Genomic DNA, 19538 nt, shown 5'->3' with positions numbered 1-19538 from the left:
AGGGCTCAGGGATGGACCGTCTCGGTGAACCACTCGCCCGGCAGCGCGTGCCCGGCCCCGGCGGCGAGCGCCTTGGCGTAGAGCACGGCACCCGTCGCCGCGAACTGGTAGCCGACCCCGTGATAGTTCAGGAAGCAGGTGATCTCCTCGCGCTTCTCGCGTCCCGGCACCTTGCCGGCGACGAGCTCAGCCAGCGAGGGCGAGCGGGTCAGCGCGAGAAGCTCGGGATCGCCGACGATCTCCTTGGTGCCCTCGCGGTAGTCGACCCCCTTGGCGATCACCAGATGGTCGCTGCCCATATTGTCCGGGTCGTGAATGATCACGCGGTCCACCGCCTTCAGCACCTCGGGCGGCAACTCGCGGTCGCGGATCGAGCCGACATGCATGCCCGGCTCCAGCCATTCATGGCGCAGCACGGGCTGCAGGCTGTTGGTCGCGCACAGCACGATATCGGCGCCCGCGACGGCGGCCTCGGCAGACGGCGCCGCCACCACGCGCAGGCCGAGCTGCGCGCTCATCTCGTCGGCGAAGCGGGCGCGGCTCTCGGGATTGGGGCTGAAGCAGCGTATCTCCTCGATGGGACGCGCGGCCGCCACGGCCATCGCCTGCGCGCCGGCCTGCCAGCCGGTGCCGATGATGGCGGCGACCCGCGCATCCTCCCGCGCCATGTGGCGCACGGCCAGCCCGCTCGCCCCGCCCACTCGGAAGCGCTGCACCACCCCGTCGGGGAAGATCGCCAGCGGCTCGCCGGTCTCGGTGCTGAACAGCATGACGAGGCCCACCCAGCGGTCGCCCGGCGCGGCCGGCACCTTCACCTTGCGCCGGCGCCCATTGGCCTCGGGAAAGGTGAGAATGTCCGAATTGAGCCGCAGCGCGCCGATCTTCAGGCTCGGCACCACGCCGCCGACCAGCTTGAGGCAGTACACCGCATCCTCGCGCGCGGTGCGCGTCAGCATGTCGGAGCGGCGCCCGTTAAGCGCGGCACCTTCGGCGGCGTCGCGATAGGCGGTGGCGAGCGCATCCATGCACTCGCCCATCGACAGAAGACGCTCCGCGTCCTCGTTGGACAGTACCAGCAAACCGTTTCCTCCCCCTGGGTAAGCACCAGCGGCACTCCTGCCGCGTCTCTTGCGCGACTGTTATGTCTTATATAAGATATGAGTCACGAAACAAGTCCTCGGGGAGAGAAATGCCGAATAAGAACGATCCGCCGCCCCCGGCGGAGGCCGACCCCTTCGCCTTCTCCTTCGTGCGCATGGCCCCTCGCCCGGCGCGGCCGCGCGAGAGCGGGCTCACCATCGTCGCCGATCGCGGCATGGGGATCGGCCGCGCCACCGATCTCATCGAATCGGCGGGCGACCACATCGATTTCTTCAAGTTCGGCATGGGCACCTACCGCCTGATGCGGCCGGAGTTCGTCCGCCGGAAGGTCGCGCTGCTGAAGGACGCCGGCATCTCGGTGTTCTTCGCCGGCGACATTACCGAGGCGGCGTTCATGCAATGCGTCTCGCGGCGCTTCTATGCCGAGGTGAAGGCCTTCGGCGCCGACGCGGTGGAGGTCTCCAGCGCCCAGGTGGCGATGTCGCTCGACGACAAGTGCCGGCTGATCGGCATGGCGGGCGAAGCCGGCCTCAAGGTCGTCGCCGAAGCCGGCCAGAAGGGCGCCGAGGACTGGACCAAGAGCGTTTCCTACATCGCCCGGCAGATCGAGGCCTATCAGAAGGCCGGCGCCTGGAAGGTGCTGGTGCAGGCTGACGGCATCAGCGAGGACGTCGAGAAGAGCCGCTGGGACGTCATCCTCAACATCGCCGCCCGCTTCGACATCAAGGACCTGATCTTCCAGGCCAAGGATGGCGCCGCGCAGAAATGGTACATTGGCACCTTTGGCAACGGCGTCAATCTCGATGTCGACGACCATCAGGTGATCGAACTCGAACTCGCCCGCCGGGGTATCCGCGGGCGTCACATTTTCGGCCTCGTCGGAAGCCTGGAGAACAACTGACATGTCGCACGCCACCGCCACCGAGGAAGCCGTCGGCTTCCAGGGCACCGCGCTCGCCGAGAGCATCTCTGCCGTCCTGACCCGCCTCTCCCTCGACGACATGGGCGCGAAGGCGCAGGAGATGGCGATCAACGACCTGATCGACATGACGGGCCTGTGCGTCGCCGCCCGCAACACTGACTACATCGCCTCGCTGATCGAGGGATGGGACGGTGAGGGCGCGTGCACCGCCATTGGCCATTCCCGCCCGCTCGACGCCGCCGGCGCCGCGCTGATCAACGGTACGGCGACGCATGGCGAGGATTTCGACGACACGCTGGAAGGCGCGCCGATCCGCGTCGGCGCCATGGTGCTGCCCGCCGTGCTGGCCGCCACCGAGCGCTTCCACCGCTCCGGCGAGGACGCGCTGCGCGGCATGATCGCCGGCATGGAGATGGTGTGCCGGTTCAATCACGTGGTGCCCGGCGCCATCCACAAGGCCGGCTTCCATCCGGTCGGCATCATCGGCGCGCTGGGGGCCACCGCCGGCGCGGGCGTCGCGCTCGGCCTCGACGCGCGCCAGCTCACCCTTGCCTTCGGCATTTCCGGCAGCTTCGCCTCCGGCATCGGCGAGTTCCTCACCGAGGGCGCCTGGACCAAGCGCATCCATCCGGGCTGGGCGGCGCAGTCGGGCTACCGCGCTGCGCTGCTCGGCCGCTCGGGCTATTTCGGTCCGCGCACCGTCTTCGAGGGCGCCCGCAACATCTTCAAGGTGTTCGGCCGCGACGCCAAGCCGAACTACGAGCCGCTGCTCAAGGGGCTCGGCGAGGAATGGCTGATGGAGAAGATCGCCTTCAAGCCCTATGCCTGCGGGACGATGATCCACCCCTTCATCGACTGCATGATCCGCTTCCGCGAGGAAGGCATCGCGCCCGAGCGCATCGTCTCCATCGAGTGCGAGACCGGCGAGGGGCTGGTCGACCGTCTGTGGGAGCCGCTGGCGGTGAAGCACCGTCCGCCCTCGGGCTATGCCGCGAAGTTCAGCATGCCCTTCTGCATGGCGGTCGGCTATTTCGACGGCGACGCCGGGCTGGAGCAGTTCACCGACGCCAAGGCGAAGGACGAGCGCATCCTCGCCCTCGCCGGCAAGATCCGCTACGTCATCGACCCGAACAACGAATACCCGCGCAACTACAGCGGCCATATCAAGGTGACGCTGGATGACGGACGCGTGGTCGAGTACCGCCAGCCGCATTTCCGCGGCGGCGCGCGCGAGCCGCTGACCCGCGACGAGCTGGTGGCCAAGGCGCGGGGCAACGTCGCCTATGGCGGGCTCTCGCCGCAATTCGCCGACGACCTGCTGCGCTTCTGCCTCGACCTTCGGGAATGCCCCGACATGGGCATGCTCGGCCGGTTCCGTGCGTGAACGGGCGCGCCATGCGCGTCCGCAAGAAGCGACGGGAATGCTATGACATTCCTGTCACACCGAATCTGACGAAACGGAAATTGCGAACGCCGCATGAGCCCGCCTTCCCCCCAGCCCCGCCCGCCCGCCGGCCTGCTGCCCGAGTCGATGCCGCTCTATGCGCAGATCAAGAATCTGCTCATCGCGCGCGTCATCAAGGGCGAGTGGGGTCCGGGCGAGGTGCTGCCCAGCGAGATGCGCCTGGCCGCCGAGTACAACGTGCATCAGGGCACGGTGCGCAAGGCGCTGGACGAGATGGCGGCGCAGAACCTCGTGGTGCGCCAGCAGGGCAAGGGCACCTTCGTCAACGCCTCCTCGATGCGCCACAGCACCTACCACTTCTTCCGCGTGCTGCCGAAGAGCGGCACGGCGATGGAGCCGCCGGCGACCGGCTTCGTGTCGATCGAGACGGCCCCGGCGACCGAGGCGGAGCACGCCCGGCTGCGCATGCCCGCCGGGCAGCGCGAGGTGGTGCGTTCGCTGCGCGTGCGGCGCTTCGGCGGCGTCCCGAAGATCATCGAACGCGTCGCCCAGCCCGCCTATCTGTTTCCGGGGCTGGCGGACCTCTACCGCGAGCTGATGCCGGAGACGACCTACGGCATCATCGAGCGGCGTTACCGCGTGCTGGTGGTCAAGGTGGTGGAGCGGCTGACCGCCGTCGCCGCCACGGAGGAAGACGGCGCGCTGCTCGATATGCCTGCCGGCACGCCGCTGCTGGAGGTCGACCGCATCGCCGAGGCGATCGACGGCCAGTATGTGGAGTGGCGTGTGAGCCGGTGCCTCACCGACGCTCACGAATATGTCGTCGAACTGACCTGAGACCGGACCTCGCGAGAGGTTGCCATCAGGACGCAAACCAACTCTTATATAAGATATAACTCGCGAGAACGCGAGACATCAACCGTAGGGAGACAAACATGCCGTCGAAGATCGCACTGGGCCTCGTCGCCTCGCTTGCCCTGCTGTGCGCGGGCAGCGCCTCCGCGCAGACCAACAAATACGACTATCCCGTCACCACGGTGACGCTGACGACCCATTCCAAGCCGGGCTCGGGCTCCGACCTGTTCCTGCGCAAGCTCAGCAAGGCACTGAGCGAAGAGATGGGCATTACCTTCGTCGTCGACTACTGGGCCGGCGGCAGCGGTGCGAAGGCCATGGCGCAGCTCGCCAAGGCGAAGCCGGATGGCTCGGTTTTCTACGCAACGACGCCCACCCATGTGACGACCTCGCTGCTGAGCGCGCCACCCGTCACCTACAAGGACATCGACTATGCGGTGAACGTGTTCTTCGACCCGGAGATCATCTACACGCTCACCGGCAGCCCGTTCAACACGATGAAGGACGCCGTGGCATGGTCGAAGGCCAATCCCGGCAAGGCGCGCTGGGGCGGCTCGACCGCCGGCTCGCTGGAGCGGCAGATTCTGGAGCGCATCAACAGCGCCAATGACGCCAAGGCCACCGTCATTCCGCAGGACGACGGCGCGGCGCTGCTGATCAACGTGCTCGGCGGCAGCGTCGACCTCGGCGTCGGCGAGTTGCAGGAGCTCAACAGCTATATCGAGGCCGGCAAGGTGAAGGTGCTCGGCGTCTATTACCCGGACCGGCTCGCGGCGCTGCCCAACGCGACCACCATCCAGGAGCAGGGTCTTGACAAGGACGTGATCCGCAAGTTCCGCGGCCTCGCGGCGCCCAAGGGCGTGCCGCCGGCGACCATCGCCAAGCTGGAGAAGGCCGTGCAGGCGATCCTCGCCAATCCCGAGTTCAAGAAGGAATACGAGGCCGACGCGCTCGTCGCCGGCTATATGAGCCAGGCGGACTACCGGGCCTTCATGGCCAAATTCGTCACCGAGCAGGAAGGCTTCCTCAAGCAGTTCGGCGTCACCCAGAACTGAGCGCGACGCGTCCCGAAAGGCAGGCCGGCGGGGAACCGCCGGCCGCTCCATGACGGACACCGGCGCGATGGCCGCCGAAAGGCGCGTCGCGGCGAAACCGCTTGTCGACGCCCGGCCGGCGTGCTTGGAGGACGGATCGTATCCGTCACCGGAAGGCTTCCTGCCGATGGGCGTGGTCGCGGCACAAGCCAGCCCTCACCTCCCCCAGCCCTCCTCTTGCCCGAGGCGTGCCGCAACATTGGCGGCGAGCCGGGCGCAGCGCGGCCGTACACATGCCCTCCTCCGAATCCCGGAAAGGCAAAGCGGAGGGTGGTTATGCAAAGCAGGGGCAAGGGCTTGAACCTTTTTCAGCGCATCGTCGAACCGCTGCGCCGGTTCGGCGGACACGGGCAGGCCCCACGGCGCCTTTTCGTGGATGTGCGGGAAACGGCGACCTCGCGCGGCTTCCATGCCATGGCGGTTCTGAACCTGATCGCCGGTCATCTGGCCGGCGTGGAAATCCACGCGCTCACGACCGGCGCGGGAGATGAGCTCTCCGCCATCGAGGTGTTCGGCTCCGATCATGGCCTGCCCGTCGTCCTTCACGGCGAGAAGCAACTGCGCGGGGTGCGGGCCGACATCGTCTTCGCGGTCCGCGAGGACGGCCGCATTCTCGAACGCTGGATCGGCAAGATCGCGCGGCGGTCTCTGGTGGGCGTCATCTTTCCCCCGCTCTCCGCCCGGCGGGGCATGCTCGTCGTGGACGGCAACGACACGCCGGTCATGGCACGCAGCCTGGCCCGGCTCATCGACCCGACGCTGACCGAGCCGTCGTTCACCGGGAGGCCGGACGCATGCGCCTCCTGATCGTCGGCATGCACAACAGCCCGCATCTGCACCGATGGATCGAGACCATCGACGACGGGCGGACGACCTTCCTCGTCTTTCCGGTAACGCATGTTCTGGTGCCTCCCCCGGAGCATTACCGGCGCGTCGGGCTCGCCGACATACATAAGGACCTTTCCGCCGGCGTCTGGGTGCTGGACCCGCTGCAGATCAGCGAGGGGCGGGAGATGGAGGCCTATGCCGACTGGGACTTCGTGCGCTGCACGCACAGGACCATCCGGCCGGAATGGCTCGCCTCGCCCGCCCGGCTCCAGTCGGTGCTGCGGCAGTTCCGTCCTGACATCCTGCACACACTGGAGACCCAGCTCGCCGGCTATCTCTGCCTCGACACGCTCGCCGGGGGCGGGGAGAGGCCGCCATGGATCGCCTCGTGCTGGGGAAGCGATCTCGAATTCTTCCGGCGCTTCGAGCCGCATCAGGAGGTGCTGCGGCGGTTCTGCTCGCAGATCGACCTGTTCCTGCCCGACTGCGCCCGCGACACCGCGAATGCGCGCCGCTTCGGTTATCGCGGGCCCTCTCTCGAACCCATGCCGGCGACGGGCGGCGCGGATATTGAGCAACTGGCCGGCATGGCAATGTCGCCGCCATCGACGCGGCGCGGCATCATCGTCAAGGGCTATCACAACTGGGCCGGGCGCGGGCTGCTGGCGCTTTCCGCCCTCGCGCTGATCCGCGAACACCTCGCAGGAGTGCCGATCGGCGTTCTCTCGCCCTCCCCGCCGGTGGAGAGCTGGGCGGCGCGCATGCGCGCGGATTTTGCGCTGGACATCGAAGCCCTGCCCTACCTTGCCACGCCGGACGACGCGATGCGGCGCATGGCGCAGGCCCGCATTGTCGTCGGCGTCAGCATCTCCGACGGCATCCCGACGACGGTTCTGGAAGCCATGACGGTCGGCGCTTTCCCGATCCAGACCTCCTCGTCCTGCGTGAACGAGTGGATCGTCGACGGGCAGACCGGCCTCCTCGTCTCCCCGCACGACACGGTAGAGATTGCGGAAGCCATCGCGAGGGCACTCACCGACGACGCGCTGGTCGACAGCGCTGCCGAGCGCAATCTCGATACGGTGCGCCGGCGCTGGTCGCGGGAGATCAATCGCCAGCGGGCCTGGGAGCTCTATCGTTCCCTCGCGCCCGGCCTCGCTTGAGGACGGCCCGCCGCCGTCAGACGGCCTGCGGCCGGGCGTCCGCGACAAGGGCGGCCAGACCGGCTTCAAGGCTCGTGCGCGGCCGCCAGTCGAGTTCGCGGGCGGCTGCGGAGATGTCGGCGACGGTGTCCATGATCTCGTTCGGCCGGGTCTGCTTTCGGTCGACGATGGGCTTCGATACCCCGGCCGCGTCAAGGATCAGCCGCGCGACCTCGCCTACGGAGTGAGAGCGTCCCGAGCCGATGTTGAAGACGCCCGCTTTCTCCTCGCGCAGCGCGGCCGTGACCACCGCCCGGGCGACATCGTCTATGTGGACATAGTCGCGGCGCGGCGCGCAGTCCGCCAGTTCGACGGCCGCCACATCGGGGGCGAGAGCTTGCCGCAGAACGGAGGGCACGAGGAAGCGCTCGTCCTGTCCCGGCCCATAGATGTTGAAGGGCCGCAATATGACGGCAGGCACGCCGAGATCCTTCGCGTAGTAGCGGCAGGCCTCCTCGGCGGCGACCTTCGAGAAGGCGTAGGGGTTGGTCGGGCGCAGGACCGTCTCTTCCGGAATCGGAAGGCTGTCCGGGTTGCCGTAGCCATAGGCGCTCACCAGGACCATCGCCGCGCCGTGACGGCGGCAGGCGTCGAGCGCATTGATCGTACCGCCGGCATTCACCTGCCAGAACAGCCCCGGCCGTTGCCAGGAATCCGGCACGAAGGTCCGGCCCGCGAGGTGGATGAGCACGTCGAACGCGCCGAGATCGGGGAACTCCCGTGTCACGTCCAGTTCGTCGCGGCGCGGCGCAATGACAGTCAGCTCTTCGCGAGCGAGAAGGGCGCGGACATGCTTGCCCAGAAAACCCCATCCACCGGTGACCAAGAGCCTGCGTGTCAAAACATCCCCCTGCCGGGGACGAGGTCCCCGTCTTCCACGCATAGGCGTGCAGCCCGCCGGGAGTCAAACCGCACGGGGCGCCGGCTTTGCGCGGGCGACGCCTCACGTGAACGGCTGTTCCGCACGTGCGCGCCTGAGGCACATGCAGCGCCCTCCACCGGCTGCAACGCTGGATAGGCGGGCACGGCGCAGGCGCTAAAAGCCCTTCCGTTCAGTCGGCGGGGACGAAGCGCAGCGTGCCGGCGCGGCGGGTAGGAAGGCCGGTGTCGCTGGTGTGGTTGATGCCGTTCATCACCGGCACCTCGGCGAAATCGAACGGGCTCACCCCGTCGAGGCAGGCCACGTTTACGGCATGGAGGCGGCTGTCGGAACGGCGCTGGTGATGCGTGTAGATCCCGCAGCGCGCGCAGAAGAAATGCTCCGCCGTCCCGCTGTTGAAGCGGTAGCTGGCTAGCGCTTCCTCGCCGGCGAGGAGCCGCACCCCGCCCGGCTGCGCCATCACGACGACAGCGCCGCGCATGCGGCAATAGGAACAGGTGCAGCGGCGGATCGTGCCGAAGCCGTCCTCCAGCGCCACCTCGAAGCGCACCGCGCCGCAATGGCAGCCGCCGGTGCGAAGGTCCATGTCGTCTCGCATGGTCTGGTTCCCTTTGAGGCGGCCGTCAGGCCACGAGGCAGGCGGCCCCGACGCCGATGGCAAGGCAGGAGGCGAGCCGGCGGAGGGTCAGTTCCTCGTTGAGGAACAGCCGGCCGATGATCGCGGCATAGACCACGCTGGTCTCGCGCAGCGCCGAGACCACGCCCATGGCGTCGTACTGCATCGCCCAGATGACGATGCCGTAGGCGATGAGCGAGACGAGGCCTCCCGCCAGCGCCGAAGCGGTCTGCGCCGGGCGGTAGGCCGGCGGGCGACCGCGCAGCTCGAAGAAGATCGGCGGCATCGACAGGCTCCACAGCAGGAACATGGCGTTGACGTAGGAGAGCGCATTGCCCGCCAGCCGCACGCCGATGCCGTCCACCACGGTATAGGCGCCGATGAGCACGCCGGTGGTGAGGGCAGCGGGCAGGAAATCGGCCCGCACATGGCCGCGCTGGAAGGCCAGCGAGACGATGCCGCCCGACACCAGCGCAATGCCCGTGGCCGAGGCGAGGCTGATCGCCTCCCCGGCGAAGAGCGCCGCGCCGAGCGCCACCAGCACGGGCGAGGAGCCGCGCGAGATCGGATAGGTCTGGCCGAGGTCGCCCGAACGGTAGGTCCGCACGAGGGCGAGATTATAGGCGATGTGGATCAGCGCCGAGGCGATGACATAGGGCCACGCGGCCGCCTCCGGCCACGGCAGGAGGAAGGCCCCGACCCCGGTCACGCAGGCGACGGCGACCATCATCAGCGTCATCGACCAGAAGCGGTCGCTGCCGCCACGCAGCACGGCATTCCAGCCGGCGTGCAGCAGCGCCGCCCCCATCACGCAGGCGAGGACGAGCGGGCTCACGCGAGGCCCCCGCAGCCGCCAGGACGCCGCCCTCCCCGGTGAATGCGCGGACGGAACGGGACGGGAGGGCAAGGGGAAGAAACCAAGGGCGGGCACTCCGGCGACCAGACATGAAATAGCTTGCCTATTGCGTCTGCGGCCGACAAACCATTTATTCGCCGAACGCTGGATAGGAAATCTAACGCGAATGCGCCGCTCCCTGCCCTCGCTCAACGCATTGCGCGCCTTCGAGGCCGCCGCGCGCCTCGGCAGCTTCAAGGCCGCCGCCACCGAGCTGGGGGTGACGCAGGGCGCCGTCAGCCAGCAGGTGCGCCTGCTGGAGGAGTGGCTGCGCGCCCCGCTTTTCGAGCGGCATAACCGGCGCGTCGCGCTCACCCCGGCGGCGCGCGCCTATCTCGCCGAGATCGGGCTGGCCTTCGACCGCATCGCCGCCGCGACCGCGCAATATGGCCACGAGGCGGGACCGGTGTTGCGCGTCAACGCGCCGGCGAGCTTCGCGCTGCGCTGGCTGGTGCCCCGCCTCGCGGGCTTCCGCGAGCGCCATCCGACGATCCGGGTAAGGTTGGAGACCTCCAACCAGCCGCTGGAATCCCTGCCCGACCTTCATGACGTGGTGATCCGGGGCGGGCCGGACTCGTTCTACGGCTACACCACCCGGCCCTTCCTGCGCGAGGAGCGGCTGCCCGTGTGCAGCCCGGCGCTCATGGAGCGGTTGCCGCTGCGGACCGCCGGGGATCTGCGCGGCCACACGCTGCTGCACACGCTGAGCCTGCCGAGGCTGTGGGACGACTGGCTGGCGGCGGCCGGCGTCGCCGGGCTTGAGCCCGCCGAGGCGCTGACCCTCGACCACTTCTACCTGACGCTGCAGGCCGCGCTCGACGGCATCGGCGTCGCCATGGGGCCGACGGCGCTGATCGCCGACGACCTGGCGCGCGGGCGCCTCGTCACCCCGCTCCCCGGCCCTTCCCTGCCCGCCCGCAGCTATTGCAGCTATGTCAGGGACGAGCGGCAGGCGGAGGAGCCCATCACCCTCTTCCTCGGATGGATCGCGCGCGAAGGAAACCTGCACGCCTCCTCCTGAACAGGGCCGGGCAACCGATCCTGCTCAGCGGATCGCCCATTGCCAGGCGCATTCCTCGCACATGGAATCTTCCGTCCCGTGCGGACAGGGCGAAGGCATATCGCGTTCAAAGGGACGGAGCAGCCAGCGCCGCATCCCGACGAGGCGGCGCTTTCCCGGCGGGGGAACGGCGGCGCGGCGGTTCCGTGCGGGGGTGGCGGCGCCCCAGCAGTGGGGCGTCGAGCGGCCAAGGTCGCCATTCATGCGATGTTCCCTGTATCCTGCGCAGAGCGCGCAGCGGACAGGGGACACCTTGAAGCCCTCGCATTTCCTCGGGAGGTCCCGGCATTTCCGAATCATGAGTTTCATGTCCGAAGATTGCCGGGCGGCACGCAGCAACACTGAGTTGCCATTCTTCCCGGCAAGAAGCGCCGGCATAGGCTAGGGGCTGGCACCGGACACCGTGATTTCGGAATGAGGCTCGTGGAAAACCCGCATGTGCTCGTGGTCGACGACGACCACGAAATCCGCAAGCTGCTGGGGCGTTATCTCCAGGGGCAGAGCTTCCGCGTCTCGCTGGCCGAGGACGCCCGCAGCGCCGAGCGCTGCCTTGCCAGCGGGCGCATCGACCTCGTGGTACTCGATCTGATGCTGCCGGATGTCTCGGGCCTCGACTTCTGCCGCTCGCTGCGGGCGCGCTCGCGCGTGCCGATCATCCTGCTCACCGCGCTGAAGGAGGATGTCGACCGGATCATCGGGCTGGAAGTCGGCGCCGACGACTATCTCGGCAAGCCGTTCAACCCGCGCGAGCTGGTGGCGCGCATCCGCGCGGTGCTGCGCCGGACCTCGGCGGCCGAGGCGCCCGGCGTCGCGCCCCAGCAGCGCTTCCGCTTCGCCGGCTTCACCGCCACTCCGGCCACCCGCCGGGTCGTCAGTGCCGACGGGGTGGAGGTCCCCCTCACCGCCGCCGAGTTCGACCTTCTCATGGCTTTTCTGGAACGTCCGGGGCGGATGCTTTCGCGCGACCAGCTCCTCGACATCACGCAGGGCCGCAACGCGGCGGCGTTCGACCGTTCTGTCGACGTCCTCGTGAGCCGGCTGCGGCGCAAACTCGGCGACGCGGGCAGCTTCCAGATGTTCAAGACGCTGCGCAATGGCGGCTACCAGTTCGCCGTGGAAGTCGAGACCGGCGAGCCGCGCGCCGGACGAGCAAGGGAAGAGACGTGAACACGCTGCGCGCCAAGCTCACGGGCTTTCTGGTGGGCGGCGTCGTGCTGGTGGTGGTGCTCGCCACCGGCCTGTCCTTCGCGCTGCTGACGCCGCCGCATTTCGAGGCGACGGAGGACGCGATCGCCGCGCAGCTCGTGCTGCTCGCCGGGCTGATCGAGGCGCATCCCGACACGCCGCCCGCCTCGCCGGGCCGGCTGATCGGCGCCTCCCCCGCTCCTGCCGGAGGGCCGCTCGCCACCCTACCGATGCGTGGCCTCAACGCCGCTCTCGATCGCATGAAAGGCGGGCGCCCGCCGGTGGTCGGCGAGGTCGTGGTCAGCAACCCGCCGGACGGGGGATCGCCGGTGATCTCGGCGCGGCTGCCGGACGGGCGCTGGTTGCTCCTGCCGGTTCCCATGCCGCCGGCGCCGCCGAATCCGGGCTGGGCGGTAGTGGGATGGGCGCTGATGCTGGCGATCGGCACCACCGCCGTCATGGTGTTCGCCGTGCGGCGCCTCACAGCGCCGCTCGCCCTGCTCGAGCGCACCGCCGCCGCCATCGGCCCGCAGGGCGAGATGGCGCCGCTGCGCGAAGACGGCCCGACCGAGGTGCGCGTGGCGGCGCGCGCCATCAACCTGCTGTCGTCGCGGCTGAAGGCGGCGATGGAGAGCCGCATCCGCATGGTCGCTGCCGCCGGCCATGACCTGCGCACGCCGATGACCCGCATGCGGCTGCGCGCCGAGTTCCTCGACGAGGACCAGCGCGAGGCCTGGATCGCCGATCTCGACGAGCTCGACCATATCGCCGACAGCGCCATCCGCCTCGTGCGCGAAGAGGTGCAGCGCCCGGCACAGACGCCGCTGCGGCTCGACCTGCTGGTGGACGAGGTGGTCGGCGAACTCGACGGGATCGGCCTGCCGGTGACGCTCGCCGCCACCGGGCCCGCAACGGTCACGGCCCGCCCGCTGGCGCTCAAGCGCGCCATCCGCAACCTCGCGATCAACGCGTCCACCCACGGACGGGGCGCGCGTGTCGAGGTCGGCACCGATGCGCAGGGCGCCCTCGTGCGTATCGCGGATGACGGTCCGGGGATTCCGCCGGCGCTTCTGGCGCAGGTCTTCGAGCCCTTCTTCCGCGTCGATCCCGCGCGTGGCTCGTCCATTCCTGGCGCTGGGCTGGGTCTCGCCATCGCCCGCGAAATCGTGCTCAACCACGGCGGTTCGCTGACCCTCGACAATCTTCCCGGCGGCGGGCTGGAACAGCGCGTCCGCCTGCCGGCCCTCCCCGGCTCCACGCCCGACCCGGAGCCAATGTCGGCCTGACGGCGCCGGTATCCGGCGGCTCGCGGAAAAAATTCGCGCGGAGCCGGAACCTTCCCCCACCAAGCGCGTTTGGAAGCGCCGGGCAGAGTGGCAGACGAGCCTTCCTTCGACCGGGCAGCACTGTGGGGCAGTGCGGCCCCGTCGGATCGTCATGCGTCCCCGGCGGCATACAGGGGGACGAAATCGGTTCGATGACTCTTAACGCCAACCAGTACCGGGAGCCGGCGCTTTACGTCGCCCTCGCCCTCCTCACCATCCTGGTCTTTCTGGCCGATCTCGCCGTGCCGCTGGGGACCGCCGTCTGGATCACCTATTTCGTCCCGACCGTTCTCGCCTATCTCTCCCGGCGCCCGGCCGTTCCGCTCCTCGTCGCAGCGTGCGTGAGCGCGGTCATCGTCCTCGGCTTCGCCATCGACCGGCCGGGCATCAACCCGGACATCGCCCGCCTCAATCGCGGCATGGGCATCGCCACCGTCTGGGTGCTGGCCATTACCGGCTTCATGTTCATCCGCAACAAGCTGGCCGTGCGCCGCGAGGAGTGGCTCCAGACCCTGCAGGTCGAGCTCTCCCGGCAGATGATGGGCGACCTGGCCATAACCGCGCTAAGCGAGCGGATCGTCACCTTCCTCTCGGACCGGCTGGGCGCGCAGGCAGCGCTGTTCTATGCGCGCGAGGGAGACGCCTTCGCGCGCGCGGCCAGCTACGGCGTGCCGGCCGACGCACCCGTGCCGTCCAGGATAGGCCGGGGCGACGGGCTGGTCGGGCAGGCGATCGCCGACGACCGCAGCTTCAGCCTGCGGCAGGTGCCCGACGGCTACCTCTATTTCGGATCGGCGATGGGGCGGGCAAAGCCCGGCAGCCTCATCATCGCGCCCACGCGCGAGGACGACACGGTCAACGGCGTCCTCGAACTGGGCTTTCAGGGCGACCCGCCCGACACCCTCATGGAGCTGCTGCAGCGCATCGCCGGCCCAGTCGGGGTGGCGCTGCGCTCGGCACAGTACCGCGCGCGCCTCGAAGAACTGCTCGAAGAGACCCGGCGCCAGGCCGAGGAACTGCGCGCCCATGGCGACGAACTCGGCGCCGCCAATGAGGAACTTCAGGAGCAGGCGCGCGCCCTGCACGATTCCCAGCGCCGGCTGGAACTCCAGCAGTCCGAGCTGGAAGAGACGAATGCCCATCTGGAAGAACAGACGCAGCTTCTGGAAGCCCAGCGGGACGACCTTACCAAGGCGCAGGGCGCGTTGCAGGAGCAGGCACGCGAACTGTCCACCGCGAGCCGCTACAAGTCCGAATTCCTCGCCAACATGTCGCATGAGCTGCGCACGCCACTGAACGCGCTGCTGATCATGGCCCGCCTGTTCAGCGAGAACCGCACCGGCAATCTCAGCGAGGAGCAGGTCAGCTACGCGCAGATGATCGAAAGCTCGGGCAACGATCTTCTCGCCCTCATCAACGACATTCTCGACCTGTCGAAGGTCGAGGCCGGCAAGCTGGACCTCCAGCCGCAGGACGTGGCCATCGTGCCGCTCGTCGAGAAGCTCGCCCGTGCCTTCGAACCGCTGGCCGGGGAAAAGGGCGTCACGATCCGCACTCACATTGCGCCGGACGTGCCGGAGCGGCTGGAGAGCGACCCGCAGCGCCTTGAACAGGTGCTGAGGAACTTCCTGTCGAACGCGGTCAAGTTCACCGATGCGGGCGAGGTGACGCTCGGCGTCGGCGCGGACGAGAACGGACGCGTCGTCTTCTCCGTGCGCGATTCGGGCATCGGCATCGCCGAAGAGGATCAGGACATGATCTTCGACGCGTTCCGCCAGGCCGACGGCACGCTCGACCGCCGGCACGGCGGCACCGGGCTCGGCCTGTCCATCTCGCGGGAGCTGGCCGGGCTGCTGGGCGGCGAGATCGGGCTGGAAAGCCGGCTCGGCGAAGGCAGCACCTTCAGCCTGAGCCTGCCGTGCCGGTTCAGCGGCCCCGACGCCGACCGCGAGAGCCCCGCCCCCATGGTCGTGGTGCGCCCGTCCCGGCGGGCGCATGGTGCGCCGCGCCTGGTACCGGAAGGCGCGCCGGCCGCTCCGCGCCCGGTTTTCGGCGTGGAGGACGACCGCGCGAGCCTCAAGTCCGGCGAGCGCATCATACTGGTGGTCGAGGACGACCCGGCTTTCGCGCGCATCCTGCTCGACCTCGCCCATGAGCTCGGCTTCCGCTGCATCGTCGCCGCCACCGCCGATGACGGGGTGATCGCCGCCCGGCAATATCTGCCGCACGCCGTCATCCTCGACATGGCGCTGCCCGACCATACCGGCCTCACCGTGCTCGACCGGCTCAAGCGCGACGCCCGCACGCGGCACATTCCGATCCACGTCGTGTCGGTGAGCGATTATGTCGAGGCCGCCATGGCCTATGGCGCGGTCGGCTACATGATGAAGCCGGTGAAGCGCGAGGAGCTGGTGCAGGCGCTGCAACGGCTGGAGAGCCGGATGGCGCGGCCGGTGCGGCGCATCCTGATCGTGGAGGACGACCCCGCGCAGTTGCGGGGTCTGGGGGAGCTTCTCGGCACGAAGGACGTCGAAACGGTCGGCTGCGCCACCGCCTCGTCAGCGCTGGAGCATCTGCGCGGCGAGACCTTCGACTGCATGGTGCTCGACATGACGCTGCCCGACACCTCGGGCCTCGACCTGCTCCAGCAACTCGCCGGGGACGAGGATACGGCCTTCCCGCCGGTGATCGTCTACACGGCGCGCGAGCTTTCCGACGACGAGGAGCTGCGCCTGCGCCGCTATTCGAAGTCGATCATCATCAAGGGCGCCAAGTCGCCGGAGCGGCTCATCGACGAGGTGACGCTCTTCCTGCATCAGGTGGTGTCGGAGCTTCCCGAGCAGCAGCGCGCCCTGCTGGCGACCTCGCTCAACCGCGACGCGCTGCTGGAAGACCGGCGCATCCTCGTGGTCGAGGACGACGTGCGGAACATCTTCGCCATCACCAGCATTTTCGAACCACATGGCGCGCAGGTGCAGATCGCCCGCAACGGGCGCGAGGCGCTCCAGCATCTGGAGGCGGCCGAAACCAGCGGCACCCGGATCGACCTCGTGCTGATGGACGTGATGATGCCGGAGATGGACGGGCTGACCGCCACGCGCGAAATCCGCCAGCGCCCGCGCTGGCAGTCGCTGCCCATCATCGTGCTGACCGCCAAGGCGATGGCGGACGATCAGGAACAGTGCCTCGCCGCCGGCGCCAACGACTATCTCGCCAAGCCGCTCGACGTCGACAAGCTGCTCTCGCTCGCCCGTGTCTGGATGCCGCGATGAGCGAACCTCCCGACATGCTGCCGGCGAGTCCTGCCCAGGCGATCGAGCTGGAACTGCTGCTGGAGGCGATCAACCGGCGCTACCACTACGATTTCCGCGCCTATTCGCGTTCCTCGCTGCGCCGGCGGGCGGAACTGCTGCGCCAGCGGCTCGGGTGCGAGACGCTCTCGCATGTGCAGGCGCGCCTGCTGCACGAGCCGCCGCTGCTCGCCACCATGATCGACTGCATGACGGTGCAGGTCAGCGAGATGTTCCGCGACCCGCTTTATTTCCGCGCGCTGCGCGAGCGCGTCATCCCGCATCTTCGCACCTTTCCCTCGCTCAAGGTGTGGGTGGCGGGGTGCAGCGCCGGCGAGGAGCTGCATTCGCTCGCCATCCTGTTCCGCGAGGAGGGGCTGGAATCGCGCACCATCTTCTACGCCACCGAGATCAATCCGGCGGCGCTGGCGCGCGCGCAGGCCGGCATCTACGAGCTCGACCGGCTTCCGCTCTTCACCTCTAACCACCAGAAGTCCGGCGGGCGCACCTCGCTGTCGGACTACTACACCGCCGCCTATGGCGCGGCGGTCTTCGACAAGACGCTGCGCGCCCGCACGGTCTTCGCCGAGCACAGCCTCGCCTCCGATGCGGTGTTCTCCGAAATGCATCTCATCTCCTGCCGCAACGTGCTGATCTATTTCGACCCGCAACTGCAGAACCGCGCCGTCGGCCTGTTCCGCGACTCGCTGGCGCGGGGCGGCTTTCTGGGCCTCGGCATGAACGAGAGCCTGCACCCGCCCGAACACGCCGACGCCTTCACCCCCTTCGCCCAGCCCGAGCGCATCTACCGCCGCTCGGCGGCCATCGCGCATAAGCCTCGTCATGGAGAGTCGCATCATGGAGCCGCTTGAACCCGTCAAGTTCCTGCTGGCCGACGACATCGACGAGAACCTGCGCGCGCTGGAGGCGCTGCTGCGGCGCGACGGCCTCGTCATGTTCAAGGCCCGCTCGGGAGTTGAGGCGCTCGAACTCATGCTGGAGCACGACTTTGCCCTCGCACTGCTCGACGTGCAGATGCCGGGCATGGACGGCTTCGAGCTTGCCGAGCTGATGCGCGGCACCGAGCGCACGCGGCGGATTCCCATCATCTTCGTCACCGCCGCCGCCACCGACGAGGGGCGCCGCTTCCGCGGCTACGAGACCGGCGCGGTGGATTTCATCTACAAGCCGGTCGATCCGCTCATCCTCAAAAGCAAGGCGCAGGTCTTCTTCGACATCGCCCGGCAGCACCAGCAGCTCGCGCGCCAGAAGGACGAACTCGCGCGGGCGGCGACGCAGCTCCAGGGCGCGCTCGACCGGCTCAAGGCGCACACCGACAATTCGCCGCTGGCCATCGTCGAATTCGACCCCGACATGCGGGTCCGCGACTGGTCGAAGGGCGCCGAGCGCCTGTTCGGCTGGTCGGCCGGCGAGATGGTCGGCCACCGCCTCGACGCGCTGGGCTGGCTGCCCGATGCCTGCGCCGAGGCGCTGATGGCGCTGTTCGCATCCTCCATGGCGGATGCCGCGCACCAGCGCGGCCACAACATGGTGGGGTGCCGGACCCGCGCCGGCGCCATGCTCGACTGCGAATGGTACAGCTCGGTGCTGCGGGATGGCGAGGGCAGGCCGCTGTCGCTCAGCGTGCAGATCCTCGACGTGACGGAGCGGCGGCAGGCCGAGGAGACCCAGCGGCTGCTGATCGGCGAGCTGAACCACCGGGTGAAGAACACGCTGGCCAGCGTGCAGGCCATCGCCACCCAGACGCTGCGCTACACGCGCAGCCCCGAGCAGTTCTCCGCGACCTTCTCCGGCCGCATCCAGGCACTCGCCCGCGCGCACGGCATGCTCAGCGACAGCACGTGGCAGGGTGCCGACCTGATGGACCTGGTGCAGGACCAGCTTCAGCTCGGCGCAGTGGACCCGCAGCGGCTCTCGGCCTCCGGGCCGCAGGTGCAATTGCGGCCGCAGACCGCGCTGCGGCTCGCGCTGATCCTGCATGAGCTCTCCACCAACGCCATCAAATACGGCGCCTTCTCCGGCCCGACCGGCCGGGTGGCGCTCACCTGGTCGGTGGCGGCGGAGCGGCTGCAGATACGCTGGCAGGAGACCGGCGGCCCGCCGGTCAAGGCGCCGGTGAAGCGCGGCTTCGGCTCGATGCTGATCGAGAACAGCGTGAAGCCGGACGGCGGATCGGCGGCCGTGTCCTATGGCGGCGACGGCGTGCTGTGGGATTTCCTGCTGCCGCTCGGCGGCGAGGAAGACAGCGCCCCCTCGCGCCCCGCCCCGCGGCAGGAAGCAAGGCGCGTCGAGCCGGCGGCGCCGAAATCGGCGCTGGAGGGGCGGGCGATCCTCGTGGTCGAGGACGAGCCGCTGGTGGCTCTGGAGCTGATCTCCATACTGGAGGATGCCGGCGCCAAGGTGCTGGGCCCCGTCGGCGCGGTCGCCGACGCGCTGCACGCCATCGACGCGGAAGCCGTCGAGGCCGTGTTCCTAGACGGCAATCTGCAGGGCGAACCGGTCGACGATGTCGCCGCCGCCCTCACGCGCAAGAACATCCCGTTCAGCTTCGTCAGCGGCTATGGGCGCGAGAACCTGCCGCCCGCCTTCGCGCAGGCCCCGGTGATCGGCAAGCCCTTCACCCCGCGCCAGCTGCTCGACGCGGCGGCCCGGATGCTCGGCACCGATCCCAAGGTGGTCGCGTTGCGGCCGGCCGCCCGCGCGAATGCGCCGCGCTAGTATGCCGCCAGTATAGAGGCGAACGACACCGCGAGGCGCGCCGTCGCCATTAGGTGCCGTTTCGCTCTGTCTCGTCCGGCACGGCCGCGAAGCGAAGGGCAGACACCGGAGATTGCGCGCCCCGATTGATGCCATCGCAAG

16 protein-coding genes are annotated in these 19538 nt (G+C 68.9%); 12 read left to right on the top strand and 4 right to left on the bottom strand.

Annotated elements, in window-relative coordinates:
- Positions 1-5 precede the first annotated feature (5 nt).
- A complete protein-coding gene (locus tag MWN33_RS07070) occupies positions 6-1079 on the bottom strand; it encodes an ornithine cyclodeaminase family protein (RefSeq protein WP_247199725.1) in 1074 nt (357 codons plus the stop codon).
- A 110-nt stretch (positions 1080-1189) separates the two neighbouring features.
- Between MWN33_RS07070 and MWN33_RS07065 the strand changes: the two genes are divergently transcribed.
- From MWN33_RS07065 to MWN33_RS07040, 6 genes are all read left to right on the top strand, one after another.
- On the top strand, positions 1190-2002 hold the full coding sequence (locus MWN33_RS07065) for a phosphosulfolactate synthase (RefSeq protein ID WP_247199723.1): 813 nt from the start codon (positions 1190-1192) through the stop codon (positions 2000-2002).
- A gap of 1 nt (position 2003) precedes the next feature.
- On the top strand, positions 2004-3407 hold the full coding sequence (locus tag MWN33_RS07060; RefSeq protein WP_247199722.1) for an MmgE/PrpD family protein: 1404 nt from the start codon (positions 2004-2006) through the stop codon (positions 3405-3407).
- A gap of 93 nt (positions 3408-3500) precedes the next feature.
- The gene (locus MWN33_RS07055) at positions 3501-4265 is read left to right on the top strand and encodes a GntR family transcriptional regulator (RefSeq protein ID WP_247199721.1); all 765 of its coding nucleotides are present in this window, start codon (positions 3501-3503) and stop codon (positions 4263-4265) included.
- Positions 4266-4363: 98 nt separating this feature from the next.
- Positions 4364-5338: a Bug family tripartite tricarboxylate transporter substrate binding protein gene (locus MWN33_RS07050; protein ID WP_247199719.1), complete on the top strand. Its 975-nt coding sequence runs from the start codon at positions 4364-4366 to the stop codon at positions 5336-5338.
- Positions 5339-5674: 336 nt separating this feature from the next.
- Entirely contained in the window at positions 5675-6184 is a 510-nt protein-coding gene (locus MWN33_RS07045; protein WP_247199718.1) for a hypothetical protein, read from the top strand.
- The gene (locus MWN33_RS07040; protein ID WP_247199716.1) at positions 6172-7368 is read left to right on the top strand and encodes a glycosyltransferase; all 1197 of its coding nucleotides are present in this window, start codon (positions 6172-6174) and stop codon (positions 7366-7368) included. Before MWN33_RS07045 ends, MWN33_RS07040 begins: the two co-directional genes overlap by 13 nt.
- Positions 7369-7384: 16 nt before the next feature.
- Here the strand turns inward: MWN33_RS07040 and MWN33_RS07035 are convergent, their stop codons facing one another.
- From MWN33_RS07035 to MWN33_RS07025, 3 genes are all read right to left on the bottom strand, one after another.
- A complete protein-coding gene (locus tag MWN33_RS07035) occupies positions 7385-8290 on the bottom strand; it encodes an NAD-dependent epimerase/dehydratase family protein (RefSeq protein ID WP_247199715.1) in 906 nt (301 codons plus the stop codon).
- 169 nt (positions 8291-8459) lie between these two features.
- Positions 8460-8873, bottom strand: a complete 414-nt coding sequence (locus MWN33_RS07030; RefSeq protein WP_425531959.1) for a GFA family protein — start codon at positions 8871-8873, stop codon at positions 8460-8462.
- Positions 8874-8910: 37 nt separating this feature from the next.
- Positions 8911-9738 carry an EamA family transporter gene (locus tag MWN33_RS07025; RefSeq protein ID WP_247199713.1) on the bottom strand — a complete coding sequence of 276 codons (828 nt, stop codon included), beginning with the start codon at positions 9736-9738 and terminating at the stop codon, positions 8911-8913.
- A gap of 187 nt (positions 9739-9925) precedes the next feature.
- Here MWN33_RS07025 and gcvA point away from each other — a divergent pair, with 187 nt between their 5' ends.
- From gcvA to MWN33_RS06995, 6 genes are all read left to right on the top strand, one after another.
- Positions 9926-10819: a transcriptional regulator GcvA gene (gene gcvA, locus MWN33_RS07020; protein WP_247199712.1), complete on the top strand. Its 894-nt coding sequence runs from the start codon at positions 9926-9928 to the stop codon at positions 10817-10819.
- Between the two features lie 453 nt (positions 10820-11272).
- A complete protein-coding gene (locus MWN33_RS07015; protein WP_247199711.1) occupies positions 11273-12025 on the top strand; it encodes a response regulator in 753 nt (250 codons plus the stop codon).
- Positions 12022-13329, top strand: coding sequence for an ATP-binding protein (locus MWN33_RS07010; RefSeq protein WP_247199710.1), 1308 nt, complete (start codon positions 12022-12024; stop codon positions 13327-13329). Before MWN33_RS07015 ends, MWN33_RS07010 begins: the two co-directional genes overlap by 4 nt.
- 191 nt (positions 13330-13520) lie before the next feature.
- Positions 13521-16640, top strand: a complete 3120-nt coding sequence (locus MWN33_RS07005) for a response regulator (RefSeq protein WP_247199709.1) — start codon at positions 13521-13523, stop codon at positions 16638-16640.
- Entirely contained in the window at positions 16637-17530 is an 894-nt protein-coding gene (locus tag MWN33_RS07000) for a CheR family methyltransferase (RefSeq protein WP_247199708.1), read from the top strand. Before MWN33_RS07005 ends, MWN33_RS07000 begins: the two co-directional genes overlap by 4 nt.
- Positions 17517-19397, top strand: a complete 1881-nt coding sequence (locus MWN33_RS06995) for a response regulator (RefSeq protein ID WP_247199707.1) — start codon at positions 17517-17519, stop codon at positions 19395-19397. Before MWN33_RS07000 ends, MWN33_RS06995 begins: the two co-directional genes overlap by 14 nt.
- The last annotated feature ends 141 nt before the right edge of the window (positions 19398-19538 follow it).

Origin of the sequence: Ancylobacter koreensis, from assembly GCF_023016525.1 — a bacterium.
Taxonomy (GTDB): Bacteria; Pseudomonadota; Alphaproteobacteria; order Rhizobiales; family Xanthobacteraceae; genus Ancylobacter; species Ancylobacter koreensis.
The sequence above is the reverse complement of the archived record's forward strand: the minus strand, read 5'-3'. Positions and strand labels throughout refer to the sequence as shown.

Bases quoted from the DNA above. Each gene is read 5' to 3' on its own strand.
- gcvA (WP_247199712.1), top strand. From the start codon at position 9,926: ATGCGCCGCTCCCTGCCCTCGCTCAACGCATTGCGCGCCTTCGAGGCC.
- MWN33_RS07005 (WP_247199709.1), top strand. From the start codon at position 13,521: ATGACTCTTAACGCCAACCAGTACCGGGAGCCGGCGCTTTACGTCGCC.
- MWN33_RS07055 (WP_247199721.1), top strand. From the start codon at position 3,501: ATGAGCCCGCCTTCCCCCCAGCCCCGCCCGCCCGCCGGCCTGCTGCCC.
- MWN33_RS07065 (WP_247199723.1), top strand. From the start codon at position 1,190: ATGCCGAATAAGAACGATCCGCCGCCCCCGGCGGAGGCCGACCCCTTC.
- MWN33_RS07060 (WP_247199722.1), top strand. From the start codon at position 2,004: ATGTCGCACGCCACCGCCACCGAGGAAGCCGTCGGCTTCCAGGGCACC.
- MWN33_RS07030 (WP_425531959.1), bottom strand. From the start codon at position 8,873: ATGGACCTTCGCACCGGCGGCTGCCATTGCGGCGCGGTGCGCTTCGAG.
- MWN33_RS07015 (WP_247199711.1), top strand. From the start codon at position 11,273: ATGAGGCTCGTGGAAAACCCGCATGTGCTCGTGGTCGACGACGACCAC.
- MWN33_RS06995 (WP_247199707.1), top strand. From the start codon at position 17,517: ATGGAGCCGCTTGAACCCGTCAAGTTCCTGCTGGCCGACGACATCGAC.
- MWN33_RS07035 (WP_247199715.1), bottom strand. From the start codon at position 8,290: ATGCGTGGAAGACGGGGACCTCGTCCCCGGCAGGGGGATGTTTTGACA.
- MWN33_RS07000 (WP_247199708.1), top strand. From the start codon at position 16,637: ATGAGCGAACCTCCCGACATGCTGCCGGCGAGTCCTGCCCAGGCGATC.
- MWN33_RS07050 (WP_247199719.1), top strand. From the start codon at position 4,364: ATGCCGTCGAAGATCGCACTGGGCCTCGTCGCCTCGCTTGCCCTGCTG.
- MWN33_RS07040 (WP_247199716.1), top strand. From the start codon at position 6,172: ATGCGCCTCCTGATCGTCGGCATGCACAACAGCCCGCATCTGCACCGA.